Source organism: Phyllobacterium lublinensis (assembly GCF_020164435.1).
GTDB classification, from domain to species: Bacteria; Pseudomonadota; Alphaproteobacteria; order Rhizobiales; family Rhizobiaceae; genus Phyllobacterium; species Phyllobacterium lublinensis.
Genome location: NZ_JAIUDQ010000017.1, coordinates 66710 through 90769 on the forward strand (window position 1 = coordinate 66710; position 24060 = coordinate 90769).

The window sequence follows — 24060 nt, forward strand, 5'->3', positions numbered from 1 at the left end:
CCTCAGGCAGGTGAGTTCATCGTTACCCCATGTTAGTTTTTTAACGTTCGGCATTGGTTAATATACTTAACATTTTTTGTAATAGTTACCAATGTCTTTATGCCTGCCGTGCCTGCTTTGGTAAAGATGTATTTTTTTGAATTGACCGTTCTTAAAAAGAACAATCGATACAATTTTACTGAATACGTGTACTAGCAAGAATAACTGGATAGATTATCCAGTAAATGATAAAGTAACGCACTTTTATATTGAAAATCGGCTTTTTATCTCAAGTTTGAGCAGAATCTGCAGTGCCGTCCAAGTTTGATCCCTCTCTGCATGAATTGAATATGGACCGGATCACGCATTCAATTCGGTGCGGCAAGAACTGCGGCCAGCAGGCCAGGAAAGGCGGAGTCCAGATCAGCGCGGCGCAACTCGTTCATGTGCGATGTGCCGTCGTTGCGTGTTTTCACGATGCCGCACTCGCGCAGCACCCGAAAATGGTGAGACATGCTGGACTTGGGACGTCCCCCATCCAGTGCCGCGCATGTCGCTTCCCCCTCGCGTGCCAATTGCCGAACGATCGACAGGCGAACCGGATCACTCAGTGCATAAAGCACGGATTCAAGCTGGATATCGCTGATAGGCGGATGGCGAAACTGTCTCATGCAGGTGTTCTAGCACAAATTATCGTGTATTGCTATTGTTCGAATATTATCGAACTATAAAACATATGGCGTTCGCCGCTGACCAAAATGGAGTGATGACTGATGGCCTCTCTTTTCGAACCCTTCACATTGAAGGATGTGACGTTGCGCAACCGGATTGCCGCGTCGCCGATGTGCCAGTACTCGGCAACAGACGGAATAGTCAACGATTGGCATCGAGTGCATCTGGGCGCACTGGCGCGCGGCGGTGCCGGACTGTTGGTCGTGGAGGCGACTGGCGTCACGCCAGAAGGTCGTATCACGCCGAACTGTCTGGGTTTGTGGAGTGATGACCAGGCGGCTGCTTTGGCTCCGGCGGTCCAGACCATCAAGGACGCCGGTGCTGTGCCCGGAATTCAGATCGGCCATGCTGGGCGCAAGGCCAGCGCCAACCGGCCGTGGGAAGGCGACGACCACATTGCCGCAAACGATCCGCGTGGGTGGGAGACACTTGCGCCTTCGGCTATTGCCTATGGCGGCGGCCTGTCAAAGGTTCCGCACGAGATGACGAAAGCAGACATCGAACGCGTAAGACAGGCCTTTGTTGATAGTGCAAAACGTGCTCTGACAAGTGGTTTCCAGTGGCTGGAACTGCATTTTGCCCATGGTTATCTTGCACAGAGTTTCCTTTCGAAGCATTCGAACCAGCGCACCGACGAATATGGCGGCAGCCTTGAAAACCGTAGCCGCTTCATCCTCGAGACCCTTCGTGCAGTAAGGGCTGTGTGGCCGGAAAATCTGCCCCTGGCAGCGCGTCTCGGGGTCATCGAGTTTGATGGCAATGATGAGGAAACGCTCGGTGAAGCAATCGAACTCGTCAGGCAGATGAAGGCCAACGGACTTGACTTCATCGATGTCAGCATCGGTTTCTCGCTCGGCAAGGCCAACATACCGTGGGGACCTGCATTCCTTGGTCCCGTTGCTGCCCGCGTACGCCGAGAATCCGGCCTGCCAGCCTCGACGTCATGGTACATCAGCACCCCTCAGCAGGCCGAGGAACTGGTACGCGACGGTTCGGTAGATTTGGTCATGCTGGCGCGGCCGCTTCTCAATGATCCCCATTGGCCCTACAAGGCGGCCAAAGAGCTTGGCGTCGAAAAGCCGTCATGGGTGCTGCCGGCGCCCTATGCCCATTGGCTTGACCGGTATCGGGCCGCTTAACCCGAATAGTAAATGGTGAAACCCTGACCTCGATCAAATCCGTCGAAACCGGACATCCATTCGAATAAAGTGGAGGCCGTACGGATTGAAATGGAGGTTAGCGCCATGAACGATAAAGCACAGCGTGAGCCGGCGCGGAATCCTCAGGATTTGGAGCGCCTGCTCATTGCCCGGCAATGGATCGGCGACGTTGATGGAATGGTAGCGCTGTTTGAGCCCAATGCGGTCGTCGACAGCGGCGAGGGGCAATTGACGGTCGGACAAGCGGCAATCCGGTCATTGTTCATGGACATCAATGCAACTGGCAAGAAATTTGCTGCCGGAAAGCAAAGTCCGGCTGTAGTCAGTGGCGACTTGGCGCTGACGTCAACACACCTTCCTGATGGTAGTGTCACGGCCGAGGTCGCCCGGCGGCAAAGCGACGGAACATGGCTGTGGGTCATCGACCGTTTTTCAGTCACGTAAGGCCGGTTGCTCCATTGCACCTGCATGGAACCGATGGCCCGCAAGGCGTTCTACCTGGGCACGCGCCCGGTTATTTGGAATAACATTCTCGGAATGGCGAAAAATATGGAATGCAGGACGTGTCGGCTCCGCAGAACATCTCCTATTGTCAGCGTCCCCGCGGCATTTTGGGCCGCGTTCTCCACTTCATCTCAAATCACGTCGAAATGTTCATGGCTGTCGTCAGGGTCTATCGAAAATCGCAGATGGTCTGTATAGACGGTCGCAAAAAGACAACAGGGCGGTTGTGCGAGCACCGCAGATGAACATGGCGATTGTAAAAAACAGGGTGAAAGACCCGCTTCATACGGCTGCAAATGACGAGCCGCAAATGCAAAAGTCAGCCACCCCGATGGTGGCTTTCGAATGCGTCTCCAAGCGGTTTGCGGCGGCTCGATCCAGTGCTGAAGTAATCGCGCTGGATAGTATTGACCTCATCGTTCCGCGTGGTTCGGTAACCGGTATTATCGGGCGTTCGGGTGCGGGTAAATCCACGCTTATCCGTCTCGTGAACGGCCTCGAAAAGCCAAGCTCCGGTCGTGTTCTGGTCGATGGTGTCGACGTGGCGGGATTGGATGAGAAGAGCTTGCGGGCCGTGCGCCGCTCCATTGGGATGATTTTTCAGCATTTCAATCTGCTGTCCTCGCGTACTGCCTTTGACAATATTGCCCTGCCGCTGGAAATTGCCGGGCTGGACAGCCAGGCGATCGAAGAACGTGTCACACCGCTCCTCGACCTTGTCGGCCTCTCCGACAAGCGCGACCGATATCCATCGGAACTTTCGGGCGGTCAGAAGCAGCGCATCGGCATTGCCCGCGCACTCGCGACTGAGCCCAAGCTGCTGCTTTCCGACGAGGCAACCTCGGCCCTAGACCCGGAAACGACTCGCTCCATCCTTGCCCTTCTCCGGCAAATCAACAAGGAACTCGGTCTGACTGTGCTTTTGATCACGCATGAGATGGAAGTGGTCAAGACCATCGCCGATCATGTGGCGGTCATTGATGGCGGACGCATCGTCGAAAATGGACCGACATTTGACGTCTTCACGGGGCACGCCCATGAAACCACGCGTGCCTTGCTGGGTGGTCTCGCCGGCATGCGCCTGCCGGAATTCCTGACAAACCGCATGACGGAGCAGCCGGAACCGGACTCGCGCACAATATTGCGCGTGATCTTCAAGGGTGAGAATGCGACGGAACCCATGCTGGCACGGCTGGGCAGCGATCTTGGCATCGAGGTCAACATATTGGCGGGTGCGGTCGATGAAATCGCCGGGCGACCTTTCGGCATGCTTGTTGTTTCGCTTCGTGCCGATGAGGCGAAAATCGCCGATGCCCGGCAGTTCCTCGCCAGTCACGGTCTCGCTTCGGAGGTGGTCGGCTATGTCCGCTGATATTCTCGCACTTCTCATCAAGGCAACCGGGCAGACCCTTTACATGGTGGCCGTTGCCGGCCTCGTCGGGTCGCTCTTTGGTATTCCGCTCGGCGTGTTTCTGGCGACCAGCGGAAAGGGCGAGCTGTTTCCTGCCCCATCGGTCAACAAGGTGCTTGGTGCAATCGTCAACGCCACCCGATCGACACCGTTCATCATCCTTGTCGTTGCGATCATTCCTTTTACGCGCCTCATAGCCGGAACGTCCATCGGCACTTCTGCCGCTATCGTGCCTTTGACGATCGCGACCATTCCCTTTGTAGCACGCCTCGTCGAGACAGCGATCCGCGAAGTTGATCCCGGATTGACCGAGGCTGCGCGAGCAATGGGGGCAAGTCCGATGCAGATCGTGTTCAAAGTACTGCTTGCCGAGGCACGTCCGGGCATCGCCTCGGCCTTGACCCTGACGATCGTCAGTCTGATCGGCTATTCGGCCATGGTTGGCGCCGTCGGTGGCGGCGGACTTGGCGATCTTGGCATCCGCTATGGCTATCAGCGCTTCATGCCCGATGTCATGGCCACCGTTGTTGTCGTGCTGATCGTGCTTGTCCAGCTGGTTCAGAGCGCTGGCGACCGTCTCGCCCGCAAATTCGACAAGCGCGTACGCCCCCGTTGAGACCTTCATGAAACAGGAGTTTGAAATGCTGAAGAGAATCCTTGCTACCGCCGCAGTGGCGGCAGTCCTGAGCGCGACAGGCGCTCTGGCCGAAACCATCAAGATCGGCGTGACGCCTGGCGAACATGCGCAGATCATGGAAAAAGTGAAGGAAGTCGCCCAGCCGAAGGGACTTGATATCGAGATATTCGAGTTCTCCGATTACGTCGTTCCCAACCAGGCGCTGAATGATGGCGAACTCGATGCCAATTCCTTCCAGCACAAGCCCTATCTCGACAACCAGATCGCTGACCGCAAGTTCGATCTTGTGGATGTTGCCTACACGGTCAATTTCCCGATGGGCGTCTACTCAAAGAAGGTAAAAACCTTTGATGAGCTGGCCGATGGTGCGACAATCGCGATCCCGAACGATCCGACGAATGGCGGCCGTGCCCTCCTGATCCTCGCCGACAAGGGCGCGATCAAGTTGAAGGACGGCATCGGCCTCAAGGTCACGACGGCCGACATCACGGAGAACCCGAAGAACTTCAAGTTTGTCGAGCTTGATGCTGCGCAGTTGCCACGCTCGATCGATGACGTGGACGCGGCCGCGATCAACACCAATTACGCACTCGAGGCCGGCCTCGATCCAATGAATGGCACCATCCTGAAAGAAGGCGAGAAGGCTCCGTACATCAACCTGATTGCGGTTCGCACGGCCGACAAGGACAAGCCGTGGGTCAAGACTCTTGTCGAATCCTATCATTCGGATCCGGTGAAGCAGTTCATCGTCGATAAGTACAAAGGCGCAGCTGTCCCAAGCTGGTAAGTCTTTCGCCTGAGGCAGGATCTCACCTTACGAGGGTGAGATCCTTTTTCCATCTGCATCGAACAGGTGCAGTTTTTGTTTGGGGATGATTACCCGCAGATGATCGTCCGTTTTTGACGGTGAGCGGCCGGCCACCCGAACCACGACGCGCTCACCGCCGACTATCCCATACACATAGCTTTCGGCACCCACGGGCTCCACGCCCAGGACCTTCAGGTCGAGCTGCAATCCGCCAGCATGCCTTTCATCTCCGGCTGCGACCTCCAGGTCTTCCGGCCGGAAGCCGATCACAGCCCCGCTTGCCGGCACGGACAGACCTTCTGCGCCGATATGCGTGCCATCTTTCAGAATCAGCCCGGTTTTACCGGCGGTGACGTGCACAAGGTTCATTGGCGGTGCCCCGATGAAGCTCGCTACGAACGTGCTTGCCGGTTTTTCGTAAACATCAAGCGGTGCGCCGATTTGTTCGACCGAGCCGCCATTCATCACGACAAGCGTGTCCGCGAGCGTCATTGCCTCAAGCTGATCGTGTGTCACATACACACTGGTAACGCCCAATTGGCGCTGGAGGTTCTTGATTTCAACCCGCATTTGCCCGCGAAGCTTGGCATCTAGATTGGACAAGGGCTCGTCGAACAGGAAAACCTTCGGATTGCGCACGATGGCGCGACCCATGGCAACGCGCTGGCGTTGACCGCCGGAAAGTTCTCGTGGACGGCGTTCGAGAAGGTGAGTCAATTCAAGGATTTGCGCGGCTTCCCTGACGCGTTTGTCGATCTGGTCCTTGGGCATGCCGCGGTTGCGCAGACCGTAGGCCATGTTGTCATAAACCTTCATATGCGGGTAGAGCGCATAATTCTGGAACACCATGGCAATGTCGCGTTCGGCCGGCCCGAGATTGTTGACCACCGTGTTCTCGATCTTCACTGTGCCGTCGGTGATCGACTCAAGTCCTGCAATCATCCGCAGCAACGTTGACTTTCCGCAGCCGGAAGGACCAACGAGCACGCAAAGCGCACCATCTTCAATCGCGATGTTGACGCCTTTTACCGCCTCCACCGAGTTTGCATAGACTTTGCGGACATTCGTGAGTTCTACATTGGCCATGTGGGTATCATTTCTCCGTTTCGACCAGTCCGCGCACAAACCAGCGTTGCATCAGGACGACAACGAGGATTGGGGGAACAATGGCGAGAATGCAGGTGACCATCACCAGATGCCATTCCGTATCTGCATCGGCGAAGGAAATCATTTTGCGCAGACCAATGACGATTGTCGTCATGTCATTGCGGTTGGTCATCAGAAGAGGCCAGAGATATTGTGTCCAGCCATAAATGAACAGGATCACGAACAGTGCCGCGATGTTGGTCTTGGACAGCGGCAAGAGGATGTCCTTGAAAAACCGCCACGGGCCAGCGCCGTCGACCCGGGCTGCCTCGACAAGTTCGCCCGGAATTGTCATGAAGAATTGCCGGAACAGCAGCGTCGCCGTTGCCGATGCCATAAGAGGTAGCGTGAGACCGGTGTAGGTATCGATCAGCCCGAGATCGACCATGACCTTGTAGGTCGGCAAGATGCGGACTTCGACCGGTAGCATCAGGGTAATGAAGATGAGCCAGAAGAAGACCATGCGACCAGGGAAGCGAAAGAAGACGATTGCGTAGGCCGACAGGATCGAGATCACGATCTTTCCGACGGCGATCGCGAGTGCCATGACGATGGTGTTGAAAAGCAGGCGATCAACGCCGACTCCGCCTATGCGACCGACACCCCCGAAGAGGGCGGCAGAGTAGTTTTCCCAGAAGTGGCTTCCGGGCAGCAGCGACAATGGCGGCCGCAGGATCTCCTGCAACGACTGGGTCGAGGCGACGAAAGTGTAGTAGATCGGGAACGCCACGATCACTATCCCGATGATCAGGATAATGTGTGCAATCAGACGGCCGATGGGATTGTTCTGGATCATGGCCTACCTCAACCGTAATGAACTTTGCGCTCGACATAGCGAAACTGGATGGCGGTTAGCGCGATGACGATAACCATCAGGATCACTGACTGTGCTGCCGAGTCGCCGAGGATGAGGTTGACGAACCCGTCATTGTAAACCTTGTAGACCAGGGTTTCCGTCGCTTTGCCCGGGCCGCCGCTGGTAACGGCATGGATAATCCCGAACGTGTCGAAGAAGGCGTACACCGTGTTGACGACCAGCAGAAAAAATGTGGTGGGCGCAAGCAGGGGAAAGATGATCGTCCAGAAGCGTTTGGTCTCGCCGGCGCCATCGATCGCGGCAGCTTCGATCAGCGACTTCGGAATTGATTGAAGTCCCGCAACGAAGAACAGGAAATTGTAGCTGATCTGCTTCCACGATGCCGCCGAAACGACGAGCACCATGGCCTGATTGCCATTGAGCAGCGGATCCCAGTTGTAGCCGGCGGAGCGGATGAGATAGGCAAGTGTTCCCATCGATGGGTTGAACAGGAAAAGCCAGAGCATGCCTGCGATCGCGGGCGCCACGGCATAGGGCCAGATCATCAAGGTGCGGTAGATGCCTTTACCCCGTATGACCTTGTCGGCCATGACGGCGAGAAGCAGGGCGAGGGCCATGGCAATGAGAGCGGTTGCTATCGAAAAGACAACCGTGACGTGAAGCGAATTCAGATAGTTCGGATCGCTGATCACGCGCCTGAAATTGCCCAGACCGACAAACTGTGTGGACAGGCCAAACGGATCCTCGCGCAGGACCGACTGGTAGATTGCCTGAGACGCCGGCCAGTAAAAGAAAATCGCTGTGATGGCCAGCTGCGGTGCCAATAGCAGGTAAGGCAACAACTTGTTCGGGAACGTGACGCGCGTTGACGATGCCATGGATGCCTCATGAAAGGGTTGCCCTGTCCGTATGGGATACGGACAGGGCAGTCATGTGTGGATTTTTACTGGCCGATGGCCTGCTTGATGGCAGCGTTGCCCCGCTTGACCGCATTGTCGAGCGCCTGCTGGGCGGTCTGTTTGCCTGCCAGCATGTTTTCGTACTCTTCGTTCTGGATGTCACGAACCTGGGGCAGGTTCACGAGGCGAACACCCTTCGAGTTTTCTGTCGGGGCCTTGCCCAGCATCTGCTTGATGGGGATTTCGCGGGCAGGGTTCTTTTCATAGAAACCGGACTTCTTGGTTTCTTCATAAGCAGCCAGCGTCACCGGAAGATAACCGGAAACCTGATGCAGGCGCGCCTGTATTTCTGTCTTTGACAGGAAATTGAAGAATGCCGCGACGCCCTTGTACTGTTCATCGCTCTTGCCGGCGAATACCCATAGGCTGGCGCCACCGGGTATCGTGTTTTGCGGAGCGCCCTTGGCTTCCGGTTCATAGGGCAATTGGCCCGTACCGTAGTTCATGCCCGACTTGATCACGTCACCAAGGCCACCGGAGGATTCGGTGAAGATGCCGCATTCGCCGGAGATGAATAATTGCTTGGCCTCGGAGGTACGCCCGCCATAGCGGAATGTGCCATCCTTGGCGAGGTCTGCCAGTTCCTGGAAGTGCTTGACGAAGATCGGCGCATTGATCTTCAGCTCGACATCCGTGCCGCCGATTCCATTTTCATTGCTGCCATAGGAAAGATCGTTCCAGGCGGCAAAATTCTCAGTGTGGATCCAGGTCAGCCAGGTCGATGTGAAGCCGCAGTTTGCAGCGCCGCTGGTCTTGATCTTCTTGGCAGCTTCCCAGACCTCCGGCCAGGTCTTTGGCGGGTTGTTCTCGTCAAGTCCGGCCTTCTTGAAGATATCCTTGTTGTAATAAAGGATCGGCGAGGAGCTGTTGTAGGGGAAGGACAGCATCGTGCCGTCCGGCTTCGAATAATAGGAGACGATGCCGGGCAGATAGAGGCTCTTGTCGAATGTAGAGCCGCCCATCGACAAAATGTCCGCGACCGGCTTGATAGCGCCTTGGGCGCCCATCATCACGCCAGTACCAGCGTCGAAGACCTGCATGATATCCGGTGCCTGTTTGGCGCGGAACGCCGCGATGCCGGCATTCAGAGTTTCCGGATAGGTTCCCTTGAAGACCGGGACAACCTTGTAGTCACTCTGGCTTTCATTGAATTCCTTGGCCAGCGTCTCAACAACCTCGTTGTTGGCACCGGTCATGGCGTGCCACCAGCTGATTTCCGTGACGGCAAAGGATGAGGTGGATGAAGCGAGAATAATGCCAAGAGCCAGGCTCAGGCGCGTACCGCAATTAGTCATTTCAATCTCCCATGATAAGGCGTCATCTGAAGTGCGCTTGAGGGCAGTATCTCCGTTATGTGACAGATAAACAACACACTTATGACTTTAACCCTACTGGGCTGTGGAAAATTGCGCAGCTGTTCAATTTGGTGCTGGTCAGATCAGCGTCACGCCTGCCTTGCGCATCTTGGTAATCATGGATGCGAGTGAACCTCCAAGGTCGATGCCGCGGCAGGCATCGAGGAGAACATCGACCGCGAAACCGTGTTCAATGGCGTCCAGTGCCGAGTAGGCGACACAATAGTCCGTGGCAAGGCCAGCAAATGTCACGTTCGTGATCTCGCGTTCCCGCAGGTAGCCGGCAAGGCCGGTGGGTGTCTTGTGGTCGTTCTCATAGAAGGCCGAGTAGCTGTCGACATGCGGCCGGAAACCCTTGCGGACCAAGAGTTCGGCCTTTGTCCACTCCAGGTCGCGATGGAAGTCTGCTCCTGACGTGCCTTGGATACAGTGCTCCGGCCACAGCGTTTGGGGCCCATAGGGCATCATGATCGATTCGAACGGCGCCTTGCCGGGATGCGACGAGGCGAAGCTTGTGTGGCCTGCCGGGTGCCAGTCCTGCGTTACAACGACATGGTCGAACCGCAGTATCAGCTTGTTGATGATCGGCACGATCTCGTCGCCAGCTTCTACTCCAAGTGCGCCACCCGGACAGAAATCATTCTGGACATCGACGACAATCAGCGCTTCCTTGGCCATTTCCAATTCTCCAATGTTTTGAAGATCATGAATATGGGCAATCGGTTTGCGCCGTCAACGAGCGTAATGGACATCTCCATCGATCCAGACGTGATCGACATCGAGCTTATCGTCTAGGTGAACGATATTGGCCACGTATCCCGGGATCAGCCGGCCATAATGATGATCGATGCGGATGCTGGCGGCCGGATAAAGCGAGGCCATCCGTAGCGCCTCGTCAAGCGGCAGGCCGAGTTCGCGGTGGACGAAGCGCACAGCGGAAATCATATCGAGATCAGCGCCGGCGAGCGTACCGTCCTCCAGGGTCAGGCGCCCACCGGCGCGGGTGATCTTTCGACCATTCAGCGTGAACGAGGTGATGTCCGTACCGATCGTCGACATGGCGTCGGTGACGAGGAAGATCTTGGACGGTCCCTGCTTCGCGCGCAGCGCAATCTGCATGGAGGCCTTGTCCACATGATACCCGTCGGCAATCAGACCTGCGGACAGTTCACCCGACTGCAATACTGCCCCGACGACCCCGGGGCTGCGATGGCCGAGCTGGCTCATGGCATTGAAAAGGTGCGTTACCATGGTGGCGCCCGCATCCTTCGCCGCCAAGGCGACCTCATAGGAGGCGCCGCTGTGGCCGAGGCTGACAATCACTCCAGCATCGGCCAATGCCCGGATCTTGTCCACGGGAACTGTTTCCGGCGCGACGGTCGTCAGAAGCACCGGTATCTCCCGTACCGCCTCGACAAGAGCCATGAGATCCGCGTCATCCATCGGCCGGATGAGCTTGGGGTCATGCGTGCCCTTGTGCGTCAGGGACAAATGCGGGCCTTCGATGTGCAGGCCGATGAAACCTGCAACCTTTTCCTGCGCGGCCGCCTTACCTGCGGCAAGTGCCGCAGCCGTGATCTGCGGCGTATCGGTGATCAGTGTCGGGAGCAGGGCAGTGGTACCAAAGGCGAAATGCGCGTCGCATATGGTGCGGATGATGTCGACTGTGGGTCCGTCATTGAGGAGCACGCCGCCGCCACCATTGACCTGGATATCGATGAATCCGGGTACAAGCTTGCCGCCCTTCAGCGCGACCTTGCGAAGGCCGGCAGGAAGGTCCGAACTGGCAGCTATGTTCTTGACAACACCGCCTTCTATGACGAGTGCGGAATTGGCATGCCAGTTCTCGCCGTCGAATATCTCGGCGCCAGTCAGTGCATATGGTGAACTCATATCGTCTCTGTCACTTTTCTCAAATGCGGAGGTTCATCCGGATTCAGTCCCCGGCTGCGGGCAAAGCTTTCCACGAACGCATAGAATGAAACCAGCAAGGCCAGCGGATCAGTCAAAGGATGCGATGTGGCGACAAAGGGCAGCGCCGTCGCCTTGGATGGCTTTGCCGACGTGATGAATACGGCCGCGCCCTGTTCGGCGAGGCGGTCGGCGGCCTCGACGATGGAGTCCTCGGCGGCGTCGCGCGCGGCCAGCACCAGGATGGGGAAATCTTTCCCGACAATGGCTTTCGGCCCGTGCATGACTTCGGCGGCACTGTAGGACTCCGCATGAACCGCACTCGTCTCCTTGAACTTCAGCGCGACTTCGTTGGAAATGGCGAGTGATGGGCCGCGTCCGAGTACGAACAGCGAGTTTTCATCCTTCAGGGCGTTGGCGAAGGGCGACCAGTCGCAGTCGATCGCCTTGCCGAGCGCTGCCGGCAGTGCGTCGATCGCAGCAAGCAGCTTCTTGTCTTCTGTCCAATGGCCGATCAGCGCGAGGCCGGCAACCGCCGAACTGACAAATGATTTCGTTGCGGCGACGCTGCGTTCATGACCGGCAAGGATATCGATGGGAAAGTCACTCGCATTGGCGAGGTCCGAATTGATGACGTTCGTGATGGCGATGGTCAGCGCGCCGCTTTCGCTCGCCGCCTTCGTCATGCTCACAATGTCGGGGCTCTTGCCGGATTGCGAGATCGAAAGTGTCGCGGCGCTGCCGAGCTTGAGTGTGACACCATAGATCGATGCAACTGAAGGGCCGAGCGATGCTACCGGAATGCCTGCTGTAAGCTCACTGGAATATTTCAGGAAGGCACTGACGTGATCGGATGATCCCCGGGCGATCGACGCCAGGAACGGCGGGTTCTTCTCGCGCAATCTTGCGCCGGCCGTTGCGAGCGTGTCACGTGAGGCATCGAGAAAACGCGCAGTGACAGCCGGAATGGAAAGGATCTCGTCCCGCATGAGAGTCGTCGTTGTGGTCGTCAAAGCACTGCTCCTGATATTTCTGAAGAATCGCCTAGTTTCAGTTCGGCAACAAATTCATAGGCGTCAGCCCGATAGATCGATTTGGTGAATTCGATCACCTTGCCCGATTCGAGATAGGATATCCGTTCGATGTTCAGACTGGCCGAGCCCGCCGGAACCTGCAGCAATTTAGCATCATTCTCTTTCAAGATGGCTGCAGAAATGCGCTGGATGGCCCTGACCGGCCGATTTCCGCTCTCAGCCAGCACCGCATAAAGCGACAGCGTGACCAACTCGGGGTTAGGCAGCACATGGATCGACAGCGCGGCGCGCTCGATTGCCATTGGCGTATCATTGGCAACGCGCAGGCGGCTGATGCGTGCTACCTTTTCACCGGAAGAAAGCCCCAGGGTGACCATCTCTTCCGGCGACGGTGCATATATGCCGCGATCAAGCCATGTCGAACGGACAATCATGCCGCGGCGGGCCATGTCCTCGGTGAACGATGTCAGATGGGACAGGGATTGTTCGACCCGCTCGGACCGCGGCGCGACGAATGTGCCGGAACCGTGCCTCTGGACAAGCAGTCCGCTATTCACAAGGCCCTGGACAGCTTTGCGCACCGTAACGCGCGATATGTCTGCCATGGCCGCAAGCTCGCGCTCGGGCGGCAGCGCGTCTCCCGGACGAAGCATACCATCGCGGACGGCATTCTCGATAAGGCGCTGAAGCTTCACATAGAGCGGGCCACCGACTGCCGATCCGTCGTTCAGTGAGGGCAGAATATCGATCAGGCCATCAGCCATGGATGGCCTCCGTGGTTTTGGAAGCAAATCTGTGCGCCGCCAATTGGATCGCTCCAGTGAGTGCGTCATTTAGAGGTGTCTGCAAATATGCCTGAAACCGTGGCGACAAAAGCGGTCCATACACGGGGCCAAGTCCCCCCAACAGGGAGAGGCGGGCCGGATTGCCAGCCGTGATAGCGTCCAGACCCTCTTCGATCTGTCCGATCGTTCTGTGCAGGATTGCAAGGGCAACACCGTCACCCCGGGATGCATATTCGAAAACCATGGGCGCAAACGAACCGAAATCGCCTGGGCCGGCCGAATGTGCGAACTGGACAATGCGATGGGGGTTGCCACCAAACCTGTCCATGATCGCACCGGTCAAGGGTGAGGAGGGGTGAAATTTGTCGTAGGCCAGCAACGTCTCTTCGAGGAGGTCGCGGCCCAGCCGAGCGCCTCCGCCGAGATCGCTGACTTTGAAGCCCCATCCGCCCGCAAACCGGATGTCGCTGTCAATTCGGGTTACATAGGCCGAGCCGGTGCCCAGGATGACGACCGTTCCATCATGGTCGCCGAGCGCACCCTGAAGCGCGATAACCCCATCGGAATAGACTAGAGAATTCCTGAAAGGCAGCATGGCCTGGAGCTGTGATGCATTGCTGCCGACATTTGCACCGGCAAGACCAAGCACAGCCGACAGGGAGGAGATTGCCGAGCGGTCAATTCCTGCGTCGGCCAGCGCCGCTTCCGTAGCATCCAGAATGTTGAGGCGTGCGGTGTTCATGTCGGTCATGATGTTGGCCGAACCGCTTTTTCCGGTACCCAGAACGCGGCCGTTCAGATCAGCCAGCGCCGCTCTGCAGCCCGTTCCACCGCCGTCTATTCCCAGGAGATAAGTCACGTTTAATCATCCTCCAAAACTAGAATACCAATAAAATACCAATAGCCAAGCGTTAATTTGTTCTTTTTTTGGATTTCACCATGATCATTGAAATTATTACATAAAAACTCAGCTTGGAAAATCATTGCGGAAAATTTTTAAGATTTGCTGGACAAGTGGTATTTTTTTGGCATTAATTACGCCAACGAGGAGAAAGCAGTGGGAACAACCCGTACCGAGCAGCGCCACGACAAGGCATCAGGTCTGGACGAGCGATCGCCAGAAGATGTGTTGCGATTGCTGTACGAGGCACAGGTCGAGGCGGCAGCCTCGGTTGCCGGGGCCACGGAGTCCATAGCGCGGGCTGCACTCCTGGCCGCCGAAACCCTTCGCGAGGGCGGCCGTCTTGCTTATGCTGCAGCCGGGAGTTCCGGCCTGATGGCGCTTGCCGATGCACTTGAATTGCCGGGCACCTACGGTATCGCTCCGGACCGCATCGTTATCCTTTTGGCTGGCGGCGTTACCGGCCTCAATCGCCTCGCCGGCACATATGAGGATGACACTGTGCAGGCAGCCAAGGATATTGCCGATGCCGGTCTTGCTGAAGTCGATTGTCTCATCGCGATTTCTGCAAGCGGCTCAACTCCCTATGCGCTTGCGGCGATTGACGAGGCGTCGAGGCGCGGCCTCAAGATCATCTCGATTGCAAACAATCCGGACGTTCCGCTGTTCAACCAAGCGCATGTGGCCATCACACTGCCAACCCCGCCCGAAATGGTTGCAGGATCTACCCGCATGGGGGCGGGAACGGCCCAGAAGATTGCGCTCAATCTCTTGTCAACCTTGATGGCTGTCCACCTCGGCCATGTCCATGATGGTTACATGGTCAATCTGACCGCCGACAACATCAAACTGCGGGAGAGGGCGGCACGGATCGTATCCGCCATCGGCGCCTGCGATATCACTGATGCGGCACGGCTGTTGGAGTTGAGTGGAGGATCCGTCAAATCGGCAATCCTGCTCGCCGCCGGAGCGCCAAGCGCAGAAACAGCAACAGAAATTCTCGAAAGCAATCAACAGAGGCTTCGCCCGGCGCTTTCGAAATTGAAAGAGAGCCTCGGCTCTCGTTAACGGCACTGCTCATGAGGGTGCAACAGGAGACTGAAATGGGAAGCAAGACACTTAAAACACTGCTGATGGCGACGAGCGTACTGGCCACCGCCGGCTTTGCACACGCCGAAGATACGACGCTGACGATTGAAAGCTGGCGCACAGACGATCTGGCCATCTGGCAGGAAAAGCTGATTCCGGCGTTCGAGGCCAAGAATCCCGGTATCAAGGTCAAGTTCGCTCCGACGCCGCCGACCGAATACGACGCTGCCCTTGGTGCGCGTTTCGATGCGGGCAGCGCCGGTGACATCATCACCTGCCGTCCGTTCGACAAGTCACTCGAGCAATTCAAGCGCGGAAATCTGTCCAGCCTCAACGACCTGTCGGGTATGAAGAACTTCTCCGACGTCGCCAAGGCAGCATGGACAACCGACGATGGCAAGGACACGTTCTGCGTTCCGATGGCCTCTGTTATCCATGGCTTCATTTACAACAAGGATGCCTTCGACAAGCTTGGGATCGCCATTCCAACCACGGAAGCTGAGTTCTTTGCAGCACTCGACAAGATCAAGGCCGACGGAACCTACATTCCGATGGCGATGGGTACGAAGGATCTCTGGGAAGCCGCGACCATGGGTTACCAGAACATCGGACCAACCTACTGGAAGGGTGAAGAGGGTCGCGCCAAGCTGATCAAGGGCGAATCCAAGCTCACCGATCCGGAATGGGTCGAGCCTTACAAGGTTCTTCTGAAGTGGAAGGATTATCTCGGCGACGGTTTCGAAGCCCAGACCTATCCGGACAGCCAGAACCTGTTCACGCTCGGCCGCGCCGCGATCTACCCGGCGGGTTCTTGGGAAATCGGCCTGTTCAATACGCAGGCCCAATTCAAGATGGGTGCATTCCCGCCACCGGTCAAAAATGCCGGTGACGCTTGCTACATCTCCGATCACAACGATATCGGTGCCGGCCTGAATGCCAAGAGCGCCCATCCTGAAGAAGCCAAGAAGTTCCTGGACTGGGTTGCCTCGCCTGAATTTGCCGACATCTACGCCAACGCGCTTCCGGGATTCTTCAGCCTGAATTCCACGCCGGTGAAGATGCAGGATCCGCTGGCGCAGGAATTCGTCTCGTGGCGCGAAAAATGCAAACCGACGATCCGCTCGACCTACCAGATCCTGTCGCGCGGCACGCCGAACCTCGAGAACGAAACCTGGGTTGAATCGGCCAACGTCATCAACGGCACCGATACGCCGGACGCTGCCGCCAAAAAGCTGCAGGATGGTCTCGACAGCTGGTACAAGCCTGCCAAGTAAGCCAATCGATAGCCGGAGCGTCCACCACGGGCGTTCCGGCTATTTCTTTATCGAAAGCATAACGTTCGCTGTTGCGCTATCATCCAGCTGACGGCCGCCGTGCGCCGCGTCAAGCGCCAAAATCCAGAGCAGGGGGTCTCGAATTAATGGCCACAGTCGCAGAAGTTTCGATCGACAGAGGCGCAGACAAGCGCCAACGGCGCTGGCATATCCTGGTATTCCTGGCCCCGGCTGTCCTTGTCTATACGGCCGTTATGATCCTGCCGCTCATCGAAACGCTGCGGCTCTCCCTGTTTAACGTCAAGGATGGTCAGAGCGTTTTTGTTGGCTTTGGCAATTTCCAGGTCCTGTTCGGTGACCCGCGTTGGGCGGCCAGCTTCTGGAACGCATTACGCAACAATTTCGTCTTCTTCCTGATCCACATGCTGGTGCAAAATCCGATCGGTGTCGCGCTCGCTGCGCTTCTCTCCGTGCCCAAGCTGCGCTTCGGCGCTTTCTACCGCACCGCCATGTTCCTGCCGACGCTCCTTTCTTTCGTTATCGTCGGTTTCATATGGAAGCTCATCCTGTCGCCGATATGGGGCGTTTCCCCCTATCTGCTCGATCTGGTCGGCTTGAAGTCGCTGTTCTCGCCATGGCTTGGCAAGCCGAACACTGCGCTGATCGCGGTGTCGCTCATCTCGGTATGGCAATATGTCGGTATTCCGATGATGCTCATCTACGCGGCCATGTTGAATATCCCCGATGAGGTGCTGGAGGCGGCCGAGTGCGACGGCGTAACCGGCTGGAGCCAGTTCTGGAAAATCAAGTTGCCGCTGATCCTGCCATCGATCGGCATCATCTCGATCCTCACTTTCGTCGGCAATTTCAATGCCTTCGACTTGATCTATACGGTGCAGGGTGCGCTCGCTGGACCCGACGGCTCGACGGATATCCTTGGTACCTTGCTGTACCGCACCTTCTTCGGCTTTCAGCTGCAGATCGGCGACAAATCGATGGGGGCGACGATCGCGACCGTGATGTTCCTGATCATCCTGTCGGGCGTCTGCCTCTACCTCTTTGCCATTCAGCGGCGCATGCGCCGGTACCAGTTCTAGGAGAAGCGATCCATGGCCAAACCCACAGCATCGCCCCTTCGTACCGGCCTCGTTCATCTCGCGCTCGGCACCTACACGCTCATCGCGCTATTCCCGGTGTTCCTGACCGTTATCAACTCGTTCAAGGATCGGGCATCGATCTTCCGTGATCCGCTCGGCCTGCCAACACCATCGACATTCAGCCTCGTCGGTTATCATACGGTCCTGGGGCAGGGAGATTTCGTCCTCTATTTCCAGAACAGTTTCATCGTCACAGCCGTATCGATCTTCTTCGTTCTGCTGTTCGGCGCCATGGCCGCCTTTGCGCTTTCGGAATATCGCTTCAAAGGCAATACCATGATGGGCCTCTATCTTGCGCTTGGCATCATGATTCCCATTCGCCTTGGTACAGTGGCGATCCTGCAGGGAATGGTTGCCGCCGGTCTCGTCAATACACTGACGGCACTCATACTGGTCTACACGGCGCAAGGCCTGCCGCTTGCGGTGTTCATCCTCACGGAGTTCATGCGGACCGTCTCAGATGATCTGAAGAACGCCGGGCGCATTGACGGTCTTTCCGAATACTCGATCTTCTTCCGGCTGGTGCTGCCGTTGGTCCGGCCCGCCATGGCAACGGTCGCGGTCTTCACTATGATCCCGATCTGGAACGACCTGTGGTTCCCGCTGATCCTTGCACCAAGCGATGCCACCAAGACGGTGACGCTCGGCAGTCAGGTATTCATCGGTCAGTTCGTGACCAACTGGAACGCGGTCCTTGCGGCCCTGACACTCGCCATCGTGCCTGTTCTCGTCCTCTATCTCATCTTTTCGCGGCAGCTCATCCGCGGCATTACCTCTGGAGCGGTCAAATGACGGCACAAAAGCCAATCCGGGTTCTCGTGGCGGGTCTCGGCAACATGGGCCGCAGCCATGCGCTTGCCTACCACAACAATCCAGGGTTCGAGATTATAGGGCTGGTCAATCGTTCGGTTGTGGCCCTTCCGGAAGAACTGCGCGCCTACACGATCCATCCGGCCTTCGAACAGGCGCTGGCCGAGCTCAAGCCTGATCTGGTGTCGATCAATACCTATTCGGACAGCCACGCTGATTTTGCCGTCGCAGCCATGGAAGCAGGGGCCGACGTCTTCGTCGAAAAGCCGCTGGCGACAACGGTGGCCGATGCGGAAAGGGTCGTTGCTGCCGCAAGGAAACATGGCCGCAAGCTCGTGATTGGCTATATCCTGCGCCATCACCCTTCCTGGGTGCGACTGATCGAAGAGGCGCGCAAGCTCGGCGGCCCCTATGTCTTCCGCATGAACCTCAACCAGCAGTCGAGCGGTGCTACCTGGGAAACCCACAAGTCGCTGATGCAGACGACGTCACCCATTGTCGACTGCGGCGTGCACTATCTCGATGTGATGCTGCAGATCACAGACGCCAAACCGGTTCAGGTACGCGGCATGGGCGTGCGCCTGTCCGATGAGATTGCCGCCGGCATGTACAATTACGGCCATCTGCAGGTCCTGTTCGATGACAACAGCGTCGGTTGGTACGAGGCAGGTTGGGGACCCATGATGTCGGAGACGGCCTTCTTCGTGAAGGATGTCATCTCCCCCAACGGTTGTGTCTCGATCGTCATGGACCAGGACGCCAAATCGGATGACATCGACTCCCATACCAAAACCTCGACCATTCGCTTGCATTCAGCAGCAACGGGTCCGGACGGGCGCTTTGCCAGGCCGGACGAACTCCTGAACATGGCCGGGGAGCCCGGCCACCAGGAGCTTTGTGACCTGGAACAGGCATTTGTCCTGAAGGCAATTCGCGAAGACATCGATCTCGGCCGGCATATGCAGGATGCAGTCCGCTCGCTCAGTGTCTGCCTCGCGGCCGACGAAAGCGTCAGGACGGGCAAGCCGGTCAACCTTTGAATTTGAATCAAGAAACGGGAACAAGACATTGGGTTCTTTGAAGATTGAAAATATCCGCAAGTCCTTCGGCCATGTCGACGTGCTCAAAGGCATCGACCTCGAGGTCAAGGATGGCGAGTTTGTGATTTTTGTCGGGCCGTCCGGTTGCGGGAAATCTACCCTGCTACGGGTGATCGCCGGACTTGAGGATGCGACGTCGGGTGAAATCCTGATCGATGGCAAGAAGGTCAACAACACCCCGCCAGCCAAGCGCGGCATTGCCATGGTGTTCCAGACCTACGCGCTCTACCCGCATCTCTCCGTTCGCGACAATATGGGCCTTGGCCTGAAGCAGGCGGGCAAGCCCGCGGACGAAATCAAGGAGCGCACCAGGATCGCATCCAACATGTTGTCGCTGGACGAATATCTGGAGCGTCGCCCGGCTGAACTCTCCGGCGGTCAGCGCCAGCGTGTCGCTATCGGCCGCGCCATTGTGCGCGAACCGCAACTGTTCCTCTTCGACGAACCGCTGTCGAACCTCGATGCCGCCTTGCGCGTCAATACACGCCTGGAGATCGCGCGGTTGCACCGGCAGCTCAAGGCGACCATGATCTATGTGACGCATGATCAGGTCGAGGCGATGACGCTCGCCGACAAGATCGTGGTGCTGAACAACGGCAGGATCGAGCAGGTAGGCTCGCCCATGGAACTCTACAACGCGCCTCAGACGATCTTCGTTGCCGGCTTCATCGGCTCGCCGCAGATGAACCTGATTGACGCGACCAAGCTTGGTCAAAGCGGGGCAAAGACCATTGGCATCCGGCCGGAACACATTCAGGTCAGCAAGAGCTCAGGCGAATGGAAGGGCTCGGTCATCCACGTTGAACACCTCGGCGCCGATACGATCATCTATCTCCAGACCGATTTCGGTCCGCTGACCGTCCGCCTTTTCGGCGAGCACAACTACGATGTCGATGGCGTTCTCTATGCAACGCCGGATGCGGGTCGTACCTACCGGTTTGATAATGACGGGCAGGTCATCAAGGGCTGATTTTGCCGATTCATGTCATGACATGGTCAAACGTTTGGGCCATAGTCCGGCGCGCCGTGGAATCGATTTCACGTGCCGCTTAAAGGGACAGAAAAACAGGACGATGACGATGGGCTGGACACCGGATTCCAAACGCTACGACACAATGAAGTACAATCGCTGCGGCAGGAGTGGTCTCAAGCTTCCCGCCATCTCCCTGGGGCTGTGGCACAATTTCGGTCACGACACGCCGCACAGCCTCAAGCAGGCGATCTGCCGCCAGGCCTTCGATCTCGGGATAACGCATTTCGATCTCGCCAACAATTACGGCCCGCCGCCCGGATCGGCGGAAGAAGCGTTCGGCGAAATCCTGCGCAATGACTTCAAAGGATATCGGGACGAGCTGATCATTTCCTCGAAGGCGGGCTATGGCATGTGGCCTGGCCCCTATGGGGAATGGGGCAGCCGCAAATATGTCATCGCCAGCTGCGACCAGAGTCTCAAACGGCTTGGCCTTGACTATGTCGACATTTTCTATTCGCACCGGTTCGATCCGGATACGCCGCTGGAAGAGACGATGATGGCGCTGGATCATATTGTCCGGTCCGGCCGCGCACAGTATGTCGGCCTTTCCTCCTACAACTCGAAGCGAACCCGCGAAGCCGAGGCCATTCTTGAAGAGCTCGGTACGCCGTGCCTCATTCATCAGCCCAGCTATTCGATGATCAATCGCTGGATCGAAGAGGACGGTCTTATCGACACCCTGGAAGACCTCGGGATCGGTTCGATTGTTTTCTCGCCGCTGTCCCAGGGTATGCTTACCGACAAATACCTCAAGGGCGTGCCGGAGGAGAGCCGTGCCGCGCAGGGCAAGTCCCTCAATCCGAACTTCCTGAGCGAAAGCAACATCGCCAATATTCGTGCCCTCAATGACATCGCCGCCAAGCGTAGTCAGACGCTGGCACAGATGGCGATCGCCTGGGTACTCAGGAAAGGGCGTATCACGACAGCTCTCATTGGAGCCAGCAAGCCGCAGCAGGTTATCGATTGCGTCAAGTCACTCGATAACCTTGAGTTTACGGATGCCGAGCTTGCCGAGATCGACAAGTATGCCAACGATGCCAATGTCAACCTGTGGGCGGCGTCCGCCGAACGTGACGGTCCGCAGCGTGTGCCTCCGAAACTGGCCTGATATCGGTGATCACATCCCAACGCCAACGCATCCCTGTCGTTGGCGTTCTTTTCGCCCGACGCCGAGATTGGCAGCACAGCGCTAATGTGCGAAATGTCTACGCCATGAAATTATGCGGATTGGAATAGTTCGATGAAGATTGCGATGATCGGGACCGGTTATGTCGGTCTGGTGTCGGGTGTTTGCTTTGCCGAGTTCGGCTTTCAGGTCACCTGCGTGGACAAGAACCCGGCGATCATCGAGCGCTTGCAGGCCGGTGAAGTCACAATCTTTGAGCCTGGTCTGGACGAGCTGCTGGTGCGCAATGCCCGTGATGGCCGTCTGGTGTTCACCACCGATCTCGCCACCACCGTTTCCGAGGCCGATGTCATCTTCATCGCCGTGGGCACACCTTCACGCCGAGGTGATGGCGAGGCCGACCTCCAATACATCCATGCGGCGGCCGATGAAATTGCGGCCGCAATGAAGCCTGATGCCGTGGTCGTGATCAAATCCACCGTCGTCGTTGGCACCAATGCCGACGTACGCGAGCGTATCGCCCGAGCCCGGCCGGGGGTTCCGTTCTCCATGGTCTCCAATCCGGAGTTCCTGCGTGAAGGTTCTGCAGTCGAAGATTTCATGCGACCGGATCGGGTCGTTGTCGGCGTCCACGACGAACGTGGCACGGCGGCCATGAAACGCGTCTACCGTCCGCTTTATCTTCGCGAGACGCCGATGATCGTGACGACGCTGGAAAACGCTGAAATCATCAAGTATGCGGCCAATGCGTTTCTGGCAATGAAGGTCACGTTCATCAATGAGGTTGCCGATCTTTGCGAAAAGGTCGGCGGCAATGTGCAGGACGTGGCGCGGGCTATTGGCATGGACAATCGCATCGGCTCGAAGTTCCTGCATGCGGGTCCAGGTTTCGGCGGCTCGTGCTTCCCCAAGGATACGCGTGCCTATGCCGCGACGGGCCGCAAGATGAATGCGCCGCAGACGCTGATCGAGCAGGTTGTAACCGTCAATGAACTGCGCAAGCGCTCCATGGCTGAGCGGGTTATCGAAGCTGCCCAGAAAACGGGCGCGAAGAGCGTTGCGGTCCTTGGCATCGCGTTCAAGCCCAATACGGACGACATCCGAGAGTCGCCTGCGCTGGACATCATTCCTGCGCTGCAAAAGGCAGGCTTGGCCGTGCGTGCGCATGATCCCGAAGCGCGCTCCGTGGCAGAACCGGTATTGCCCGGCGTCATCTGGTGCAAGTCGGCCTATGAAGCGACGGACGGTGCTGGCATCGCTGTTCTTCTGACCGAATGGAATGCCTATCGCGCCCTTGACCTGAAGCGCGTGGCAAGCCTGATGAGCGGGAATATCCTGTTCGACCTGCGCAATGTCTACAGCGCCCAGGATCTTGAAGGCACCGGCCTTGATTATCGTTCGGTCGGCCGGCCGCTGGTCGGGAAGGGTGACTAACGTTGGCTTGTTGCGACACCGTCCGTTAATTCAAATTCAAACGGTACAGATTCCCAAAGCTGCTCAAGCCTCATCGACCTCACAACCATAGCCTCCCATTGGCGCGAAGTGAAAGCGACCTGCTCGCGAGCGGCTTTACTGCCTGTTCTACCTGCCTTGTTGTGGTCATAACACGTGTCACCTTTCCCCGAGATGGGTGGTGCGCACTCCGCCGCTGCCTGTCGACATGAGTTACTAGGTACCGTGCATCTCCAACGGAAAAGGCGTCCGTTCCCAGAATTTTTGAATCTTGTAGGTTGTTACGGAGGTGGTCTCCCAATCATGGAGAATTCGTGCGAGTTCGATGCAGTCCCCGGCGACCAGTGCCGGATAGAAATCTGGTGAAATACGATCGACATGTGCACGCATCCTCTCATTGCCGCCAAGTATCTTCCTGGGCAATTCCAGATCGCCTTTGATAATTGGTAAAAGCATTTCGAGAAATTCTATATATGTCGATACAATCCATGGCATCTTAAGGTTGGAAACAAAAGAAAAGTATTCATCGAATGTTTGTATCGAGTCTAACAGCGAAAGAGTTTCTTCGATCGATCTCAGCATATAGGCAACAGTGTCGGGCTTGGTCCGATCCCATCCCGATTCTTTGACCGGTGAGTCTTGAAAGGACTGGATAAAGCGTGCCCCCCAGCCAGGATGTACGTGGGTATGCGCAGGCACGAGCAGGTCTATTGATACGCTTGGCACAAATGCGTCGGGATTGCGTGAACTGTCAATGTATACCCCCTTCAAAATATGGTGGATGGGTTTGATGAAGACAAAGCGACCGATCGATACCAAGTCCTTGCGTCCTTGCACCAACGGCTGCACTGCCAACCTTACGTCTCGCGTCGTTGTCATT

Annotated in this window: 24 protein-coding genes; 13 read left to right on the forward strand and 11 right to left on the reverse strand. The window is 57.0% G+C overall.

The genetic code is table 11. From position 1 onward, the window contains the following. Positions 1 to 347 precede the first annotated feature (347 nt). A complete protein-coding gene (locus tag K9U38_RS18655) occupies positions 348 to 650 on the reverse strand; it encodes an ArsR/SmtB family transcription factor (protein WP_224495856.1) in 303 nt (100 codons plus the stop codon). 102 nt (positions 651 to 752) lie between these two features. Here K9U38_RS18655 and K9U38_RS18660 point away from each other — a divergent pair, with 102 nt between their 5' ends. The 5 genes from K9U38_RS18660 to K9U38_RS18680 all read left to right on the forward strand — a co-directional run bounded on the left by K9U38_RS18660 (position 753) and on the right by K9U38_RS18680 (position 5210). Continuing rightward, a complete protein-coding gene (locus tag K9U38_RS18660; RefSeq protein WP_224495857.1) occupies positions 753 to 1850 on the forward strand; it encodes an NADH:flavin oxidoreductase/NADH oxidase in 1098 nt (365 codons plus the stop codon). Positions 1851 to 1955: 105 nt separating this feature from the next. Further along, positions 1956 to 2315, forward strand: coding sequence for a YybH family protein (locus K9U38_RS18665; RefSeq protein ID WP_224495858.1), 360 nt, complete (start codon positions 1956 to 1958; stop codon positions 2313 to 2315). A 391-nt stretch (positions 2316 to 2706) separates the two neighbouring features. Beyond that, the gene (locus K9U38_RS18670) at positions 2707 to 3747 is read left to right on the forward strand and encodes a methionine ABC transporter ATP-binding protein (RefSeq protein WP_224495887.1); all 1041 of its coding nucleotides are present in this window, start codon (positions 2707 to 2709) and stop codon (positions 3745 to 3747) included. After that, a complete protein-coding gene (locus tag K9U38_RS18675) occupies positions 3737 to 4402 on the forward strand; it encodes a methionine ABC transporter permease (protein ID WP_224495859.1) in 666 nt (221 codons plus the stop codon). The genes K9U38_RS18670 and K9U38_RS18675 overlap by 11 nt, the downstream gene beginning before the upstream one ends. Before the next feature lie 28 nt (positions 4403 to 4430). Next, the gene (locus K9U38_RS18680; RefSeq protein ID WP_224495888.1) at positions 4431 to 5210 is read left to right on the forward strand and encodes a MetQ/NlpA family ABC transporter substrate-binding protein; all 780 of its coding nucleotides are present in this window, start codon (positions 4431 to 4433) and stop codon (positions 5208 to 5210) included. Between the two features lie 27 nt (positions 5211 to 5237). On the opposite strand, the gene ugpC is transcribed toward K9U38_RS18680, so the two are convergent. The 9 genes from ugpC to K9U38_RS18725 form a co-directional block, all read right to left on the reverse strand. Further along, positions 5238 to 6317, reverse strand: a complete 1080-nt coding sequence (ugpC, locus tag K9U38_RS18685; RefSeq protein ID WP_224495860.1) for a sn-glycerol-3-phosphate ABC transporter ATP-binding protein UgpC — start codon at positions 6315 to 6317, stop codon at positions 5238 to 5240. Between the two features lie 7 nt (positions 6318 to 6324). Further along, complete coding sequence (ugpE, locus tag K9U38_RS18690) at positions 6325 to 7173, reverse strand: sn-glycerol-3-phosphate ABC transporter permease UgpE (protein ID WP_224495861.1); 849 nt, start codon at positions 7171 to 7173, stop codon at positions 6325 to 6327. Positions 7174 to 7181: 8 nt separating this feature from the next. Next, the gene (gene ugpA / locus K9U38_RS18695) at positions 7182 to 8072 is read right to left on the reverse strand and encodes a sn-glycerol-3-phosphate ABC transporter permease UgpA (RefSeq protein WP_224495862.1); all 891 of its coding nucleotides are present in this window, start codon (positions 8070 to 8072) and stop codon (positions 7182 to 7184) included. A 65-nt stretch (positions 8073 to 8137) separates the two neighbouring features. Then, positions 8138 to 9448, reverse strand: coding sequence for a sn-glycerol-3-phosphate ABC transporter substrate-binding protein UgpB (gene ugpB, locus K9U38_RS18700; protein WP_224495863.1), 1311 nt, complete (start codon positions 9446 to 9448; stop codon positions 8138 to 8140). Positions 9449 to 9586: 138 nt separating this feature from the next. Beyond that, positions 9587 to 10186, reverse strand: a complete 600-nt coding sequence (pncA, locus tag K9U38_RS18705) for a bifunctional nicotinamidase/pyrazinamidase (RefSeq protein WP_224495864.1) — start codon at positions 10184 to 10186, stop codon at positions 9587 to 9589. A 54-nt stretch (positions 10187 to 10240) separates the two neighbouring features. Next, positions 10241 to 11401 (reverse strand): N-acetylglucosamine-6-phosphate deacetylase, encoded by a 1161-nt coding sequence (gene nagA, locus K9U38_RS18710; protein WP_224495865.1) that lies wholly within the window; start codon positions 11399 to 11401, stop codon positions 10241 to 10243. Beyond that, on the reverse strand, positions 11398 to 12408 hold the full coding sequence (locus K9U38_RS18715; RefSeq protein ID WP_224495889.1) for an SIS domain-containing protein: 1011 nt from the start codon (positions 12406 to 12408) through the stop codon (positions 11398 to 11400). The genes nagA and K9U38_RS18715 overlap by 4 nt, the downstream gene beginning before the upstream one ends. A gap of 20 nt (positions 12409 to 12428) precedes the next feature. Then, complete coding sequence (locus K9U38_RS18720) at positions 12429 to 13217, reverse strand: GntR family transcriptional regulator (protein WP_224495866.1); 789 nt, start codon at positions 13215 to 13217, stop codon at positions 12429 to 12431. After that, positions 13210 to 14097 (reverse strand): glucosamine kinase nucleotide-binding domain-containing protein, encoded by an 888-nt coding sequence (locus K9U38_RS18725; protein WP_224495867.1) that lies wholly within the window; start codon positions 14095 to 14097, stop codon positions 13210 to 13212. The genes K9U38_RS18720 and K9U38_RS18725 overlap by 8 nt, the downstream gene beginning before the upstream one ends. Positions 14098 to 14295: 198 nt before the next feature. On the opposite strand from K9U38_RS18725, the gene K9U38_RS18730 reads away from it, so the two are divergent. The 8 genes from K9U38_RS18730 (at position 14296) to K9U38_RS18765 (ending at position 23162) form a co-directional block, all read left to right on the forward strand. Then, positions 14296 to 15207: an N-acetylmuramic acid 6-phosphate etherase gene (locus K9U38_RS18730; protein WP_224495868.1), complete on the forward strand. Its 912-nt coding sequence runs from the start codon at positions 14296 to 14298 to the stop codon at positions 15205 to 15207. 35 nt (positions 15208 to 15242) lie between these two features. Further along, on the forward strand, positions 15243 to 16502 hold the full coding sequence (locus tag K9U38_RS18735) for an ABC transporter substrate-binding protein (RefSeq protein ID WP_224495869.1): 1260 nt from the start codon (positions 15243 to 15245) through the stop codon (positions 16500 to 16502). 146 nt (positions 16503 to 16648) lie between these two features. After that, positions 16649 to 17599, forward strand: a complete 951-nt coding sequence (locus K9U38_RS18740) for a carbohydrate ABC transporter permease (RefSeq protein ID WP_224495870.1) — start codon at positions 16649 to 16651, stop codon at positions 17597 to 17599. Between the two features lie 12 nt (positions 17600 to 17611). After that, positions 17612 to 18451: a carbohydrate ABC transporter permease gene (locus K9U38_RS18745; protein WP_224495871.1), complete on the forward strand. Its 840-nt coding sequence runs from the start codon at positions 17612 to 17614 to the stop codon at positions 18449 to 18451. Beyond that, the gene (locus tag K9U38_RS18750) at positions 18448 to 19509 is read left to right on the forward strand and encodes a Gfo/Idh/MocA family protein (protein ID WP_224495872.1); all 1062 of its coding nucleotides are present in this window, start codon (positions 18448 to 18450) and stop codon (positions 19507 to 19509) included. Before K9U38_RS18745 ends, K9U38_RS18750 begins: the two co-directional genes overlap by 4 nt. A 28-nt stretch (positions 19510 to 19537) precedes the next feature. After that, on the forward strand, positions 19538 to 20539 hold the full coding sequence (locus K9U38_RS18755; protein ID WP_224495873.1) for an ABC transporter ATP-binding protein: 1002 nt from the start codon (positions 19538 to 19540) through the stop codon (positions 20537 to 20539). A gap of 109 nt (positions 20540 to 20648) precedes the next feature. Further along, the gene (mgrA, locus tag K9U38_RS18760) at positions 20649 to 21710 is read left to right on the forward strand and encodes an L-glyceraldehyde 3-phosphate reductase (protein WP_224495874.1); all 1062 of its coding nucleotides are present in this window, start codon (positions 20649 to 20651) and stop codon (positions 21708 to 21710) included. Between the two features lie 132 nt (positions 21711 to 21842). Beyond that, the gene (locus tag K9U38_RS18765; RefSeq protein ID WP_224495875.1) at positions 21843 to 23162 is read left to right on the forward strand and encodes a UDP-glucose dehydrogenase family protein; all 1320 of its coding nucleotides are present in this window, start codon (positions 21843 to 21845) and stop codon (positions 23160 to 23162) included. A gap of 234 nt (positions 23163 to 23396) precedes the next feature. Here K9U38_RS18765 and K9U38_RS18770 read toward each other — a convergent pair whose 3' ends face one another. After that, positions 23397 to 24059: a hypothetical protein gene (locus tag K9U38_RS18770; protein WP_224495876.1), complete on the reverse strand. Its 663-nt coding sequence runs from the start codon at positions 24057 to 24059 to the stop codon at positions 23397 to 23399. Position 24060: the final 1 nt, after the last annotated feature.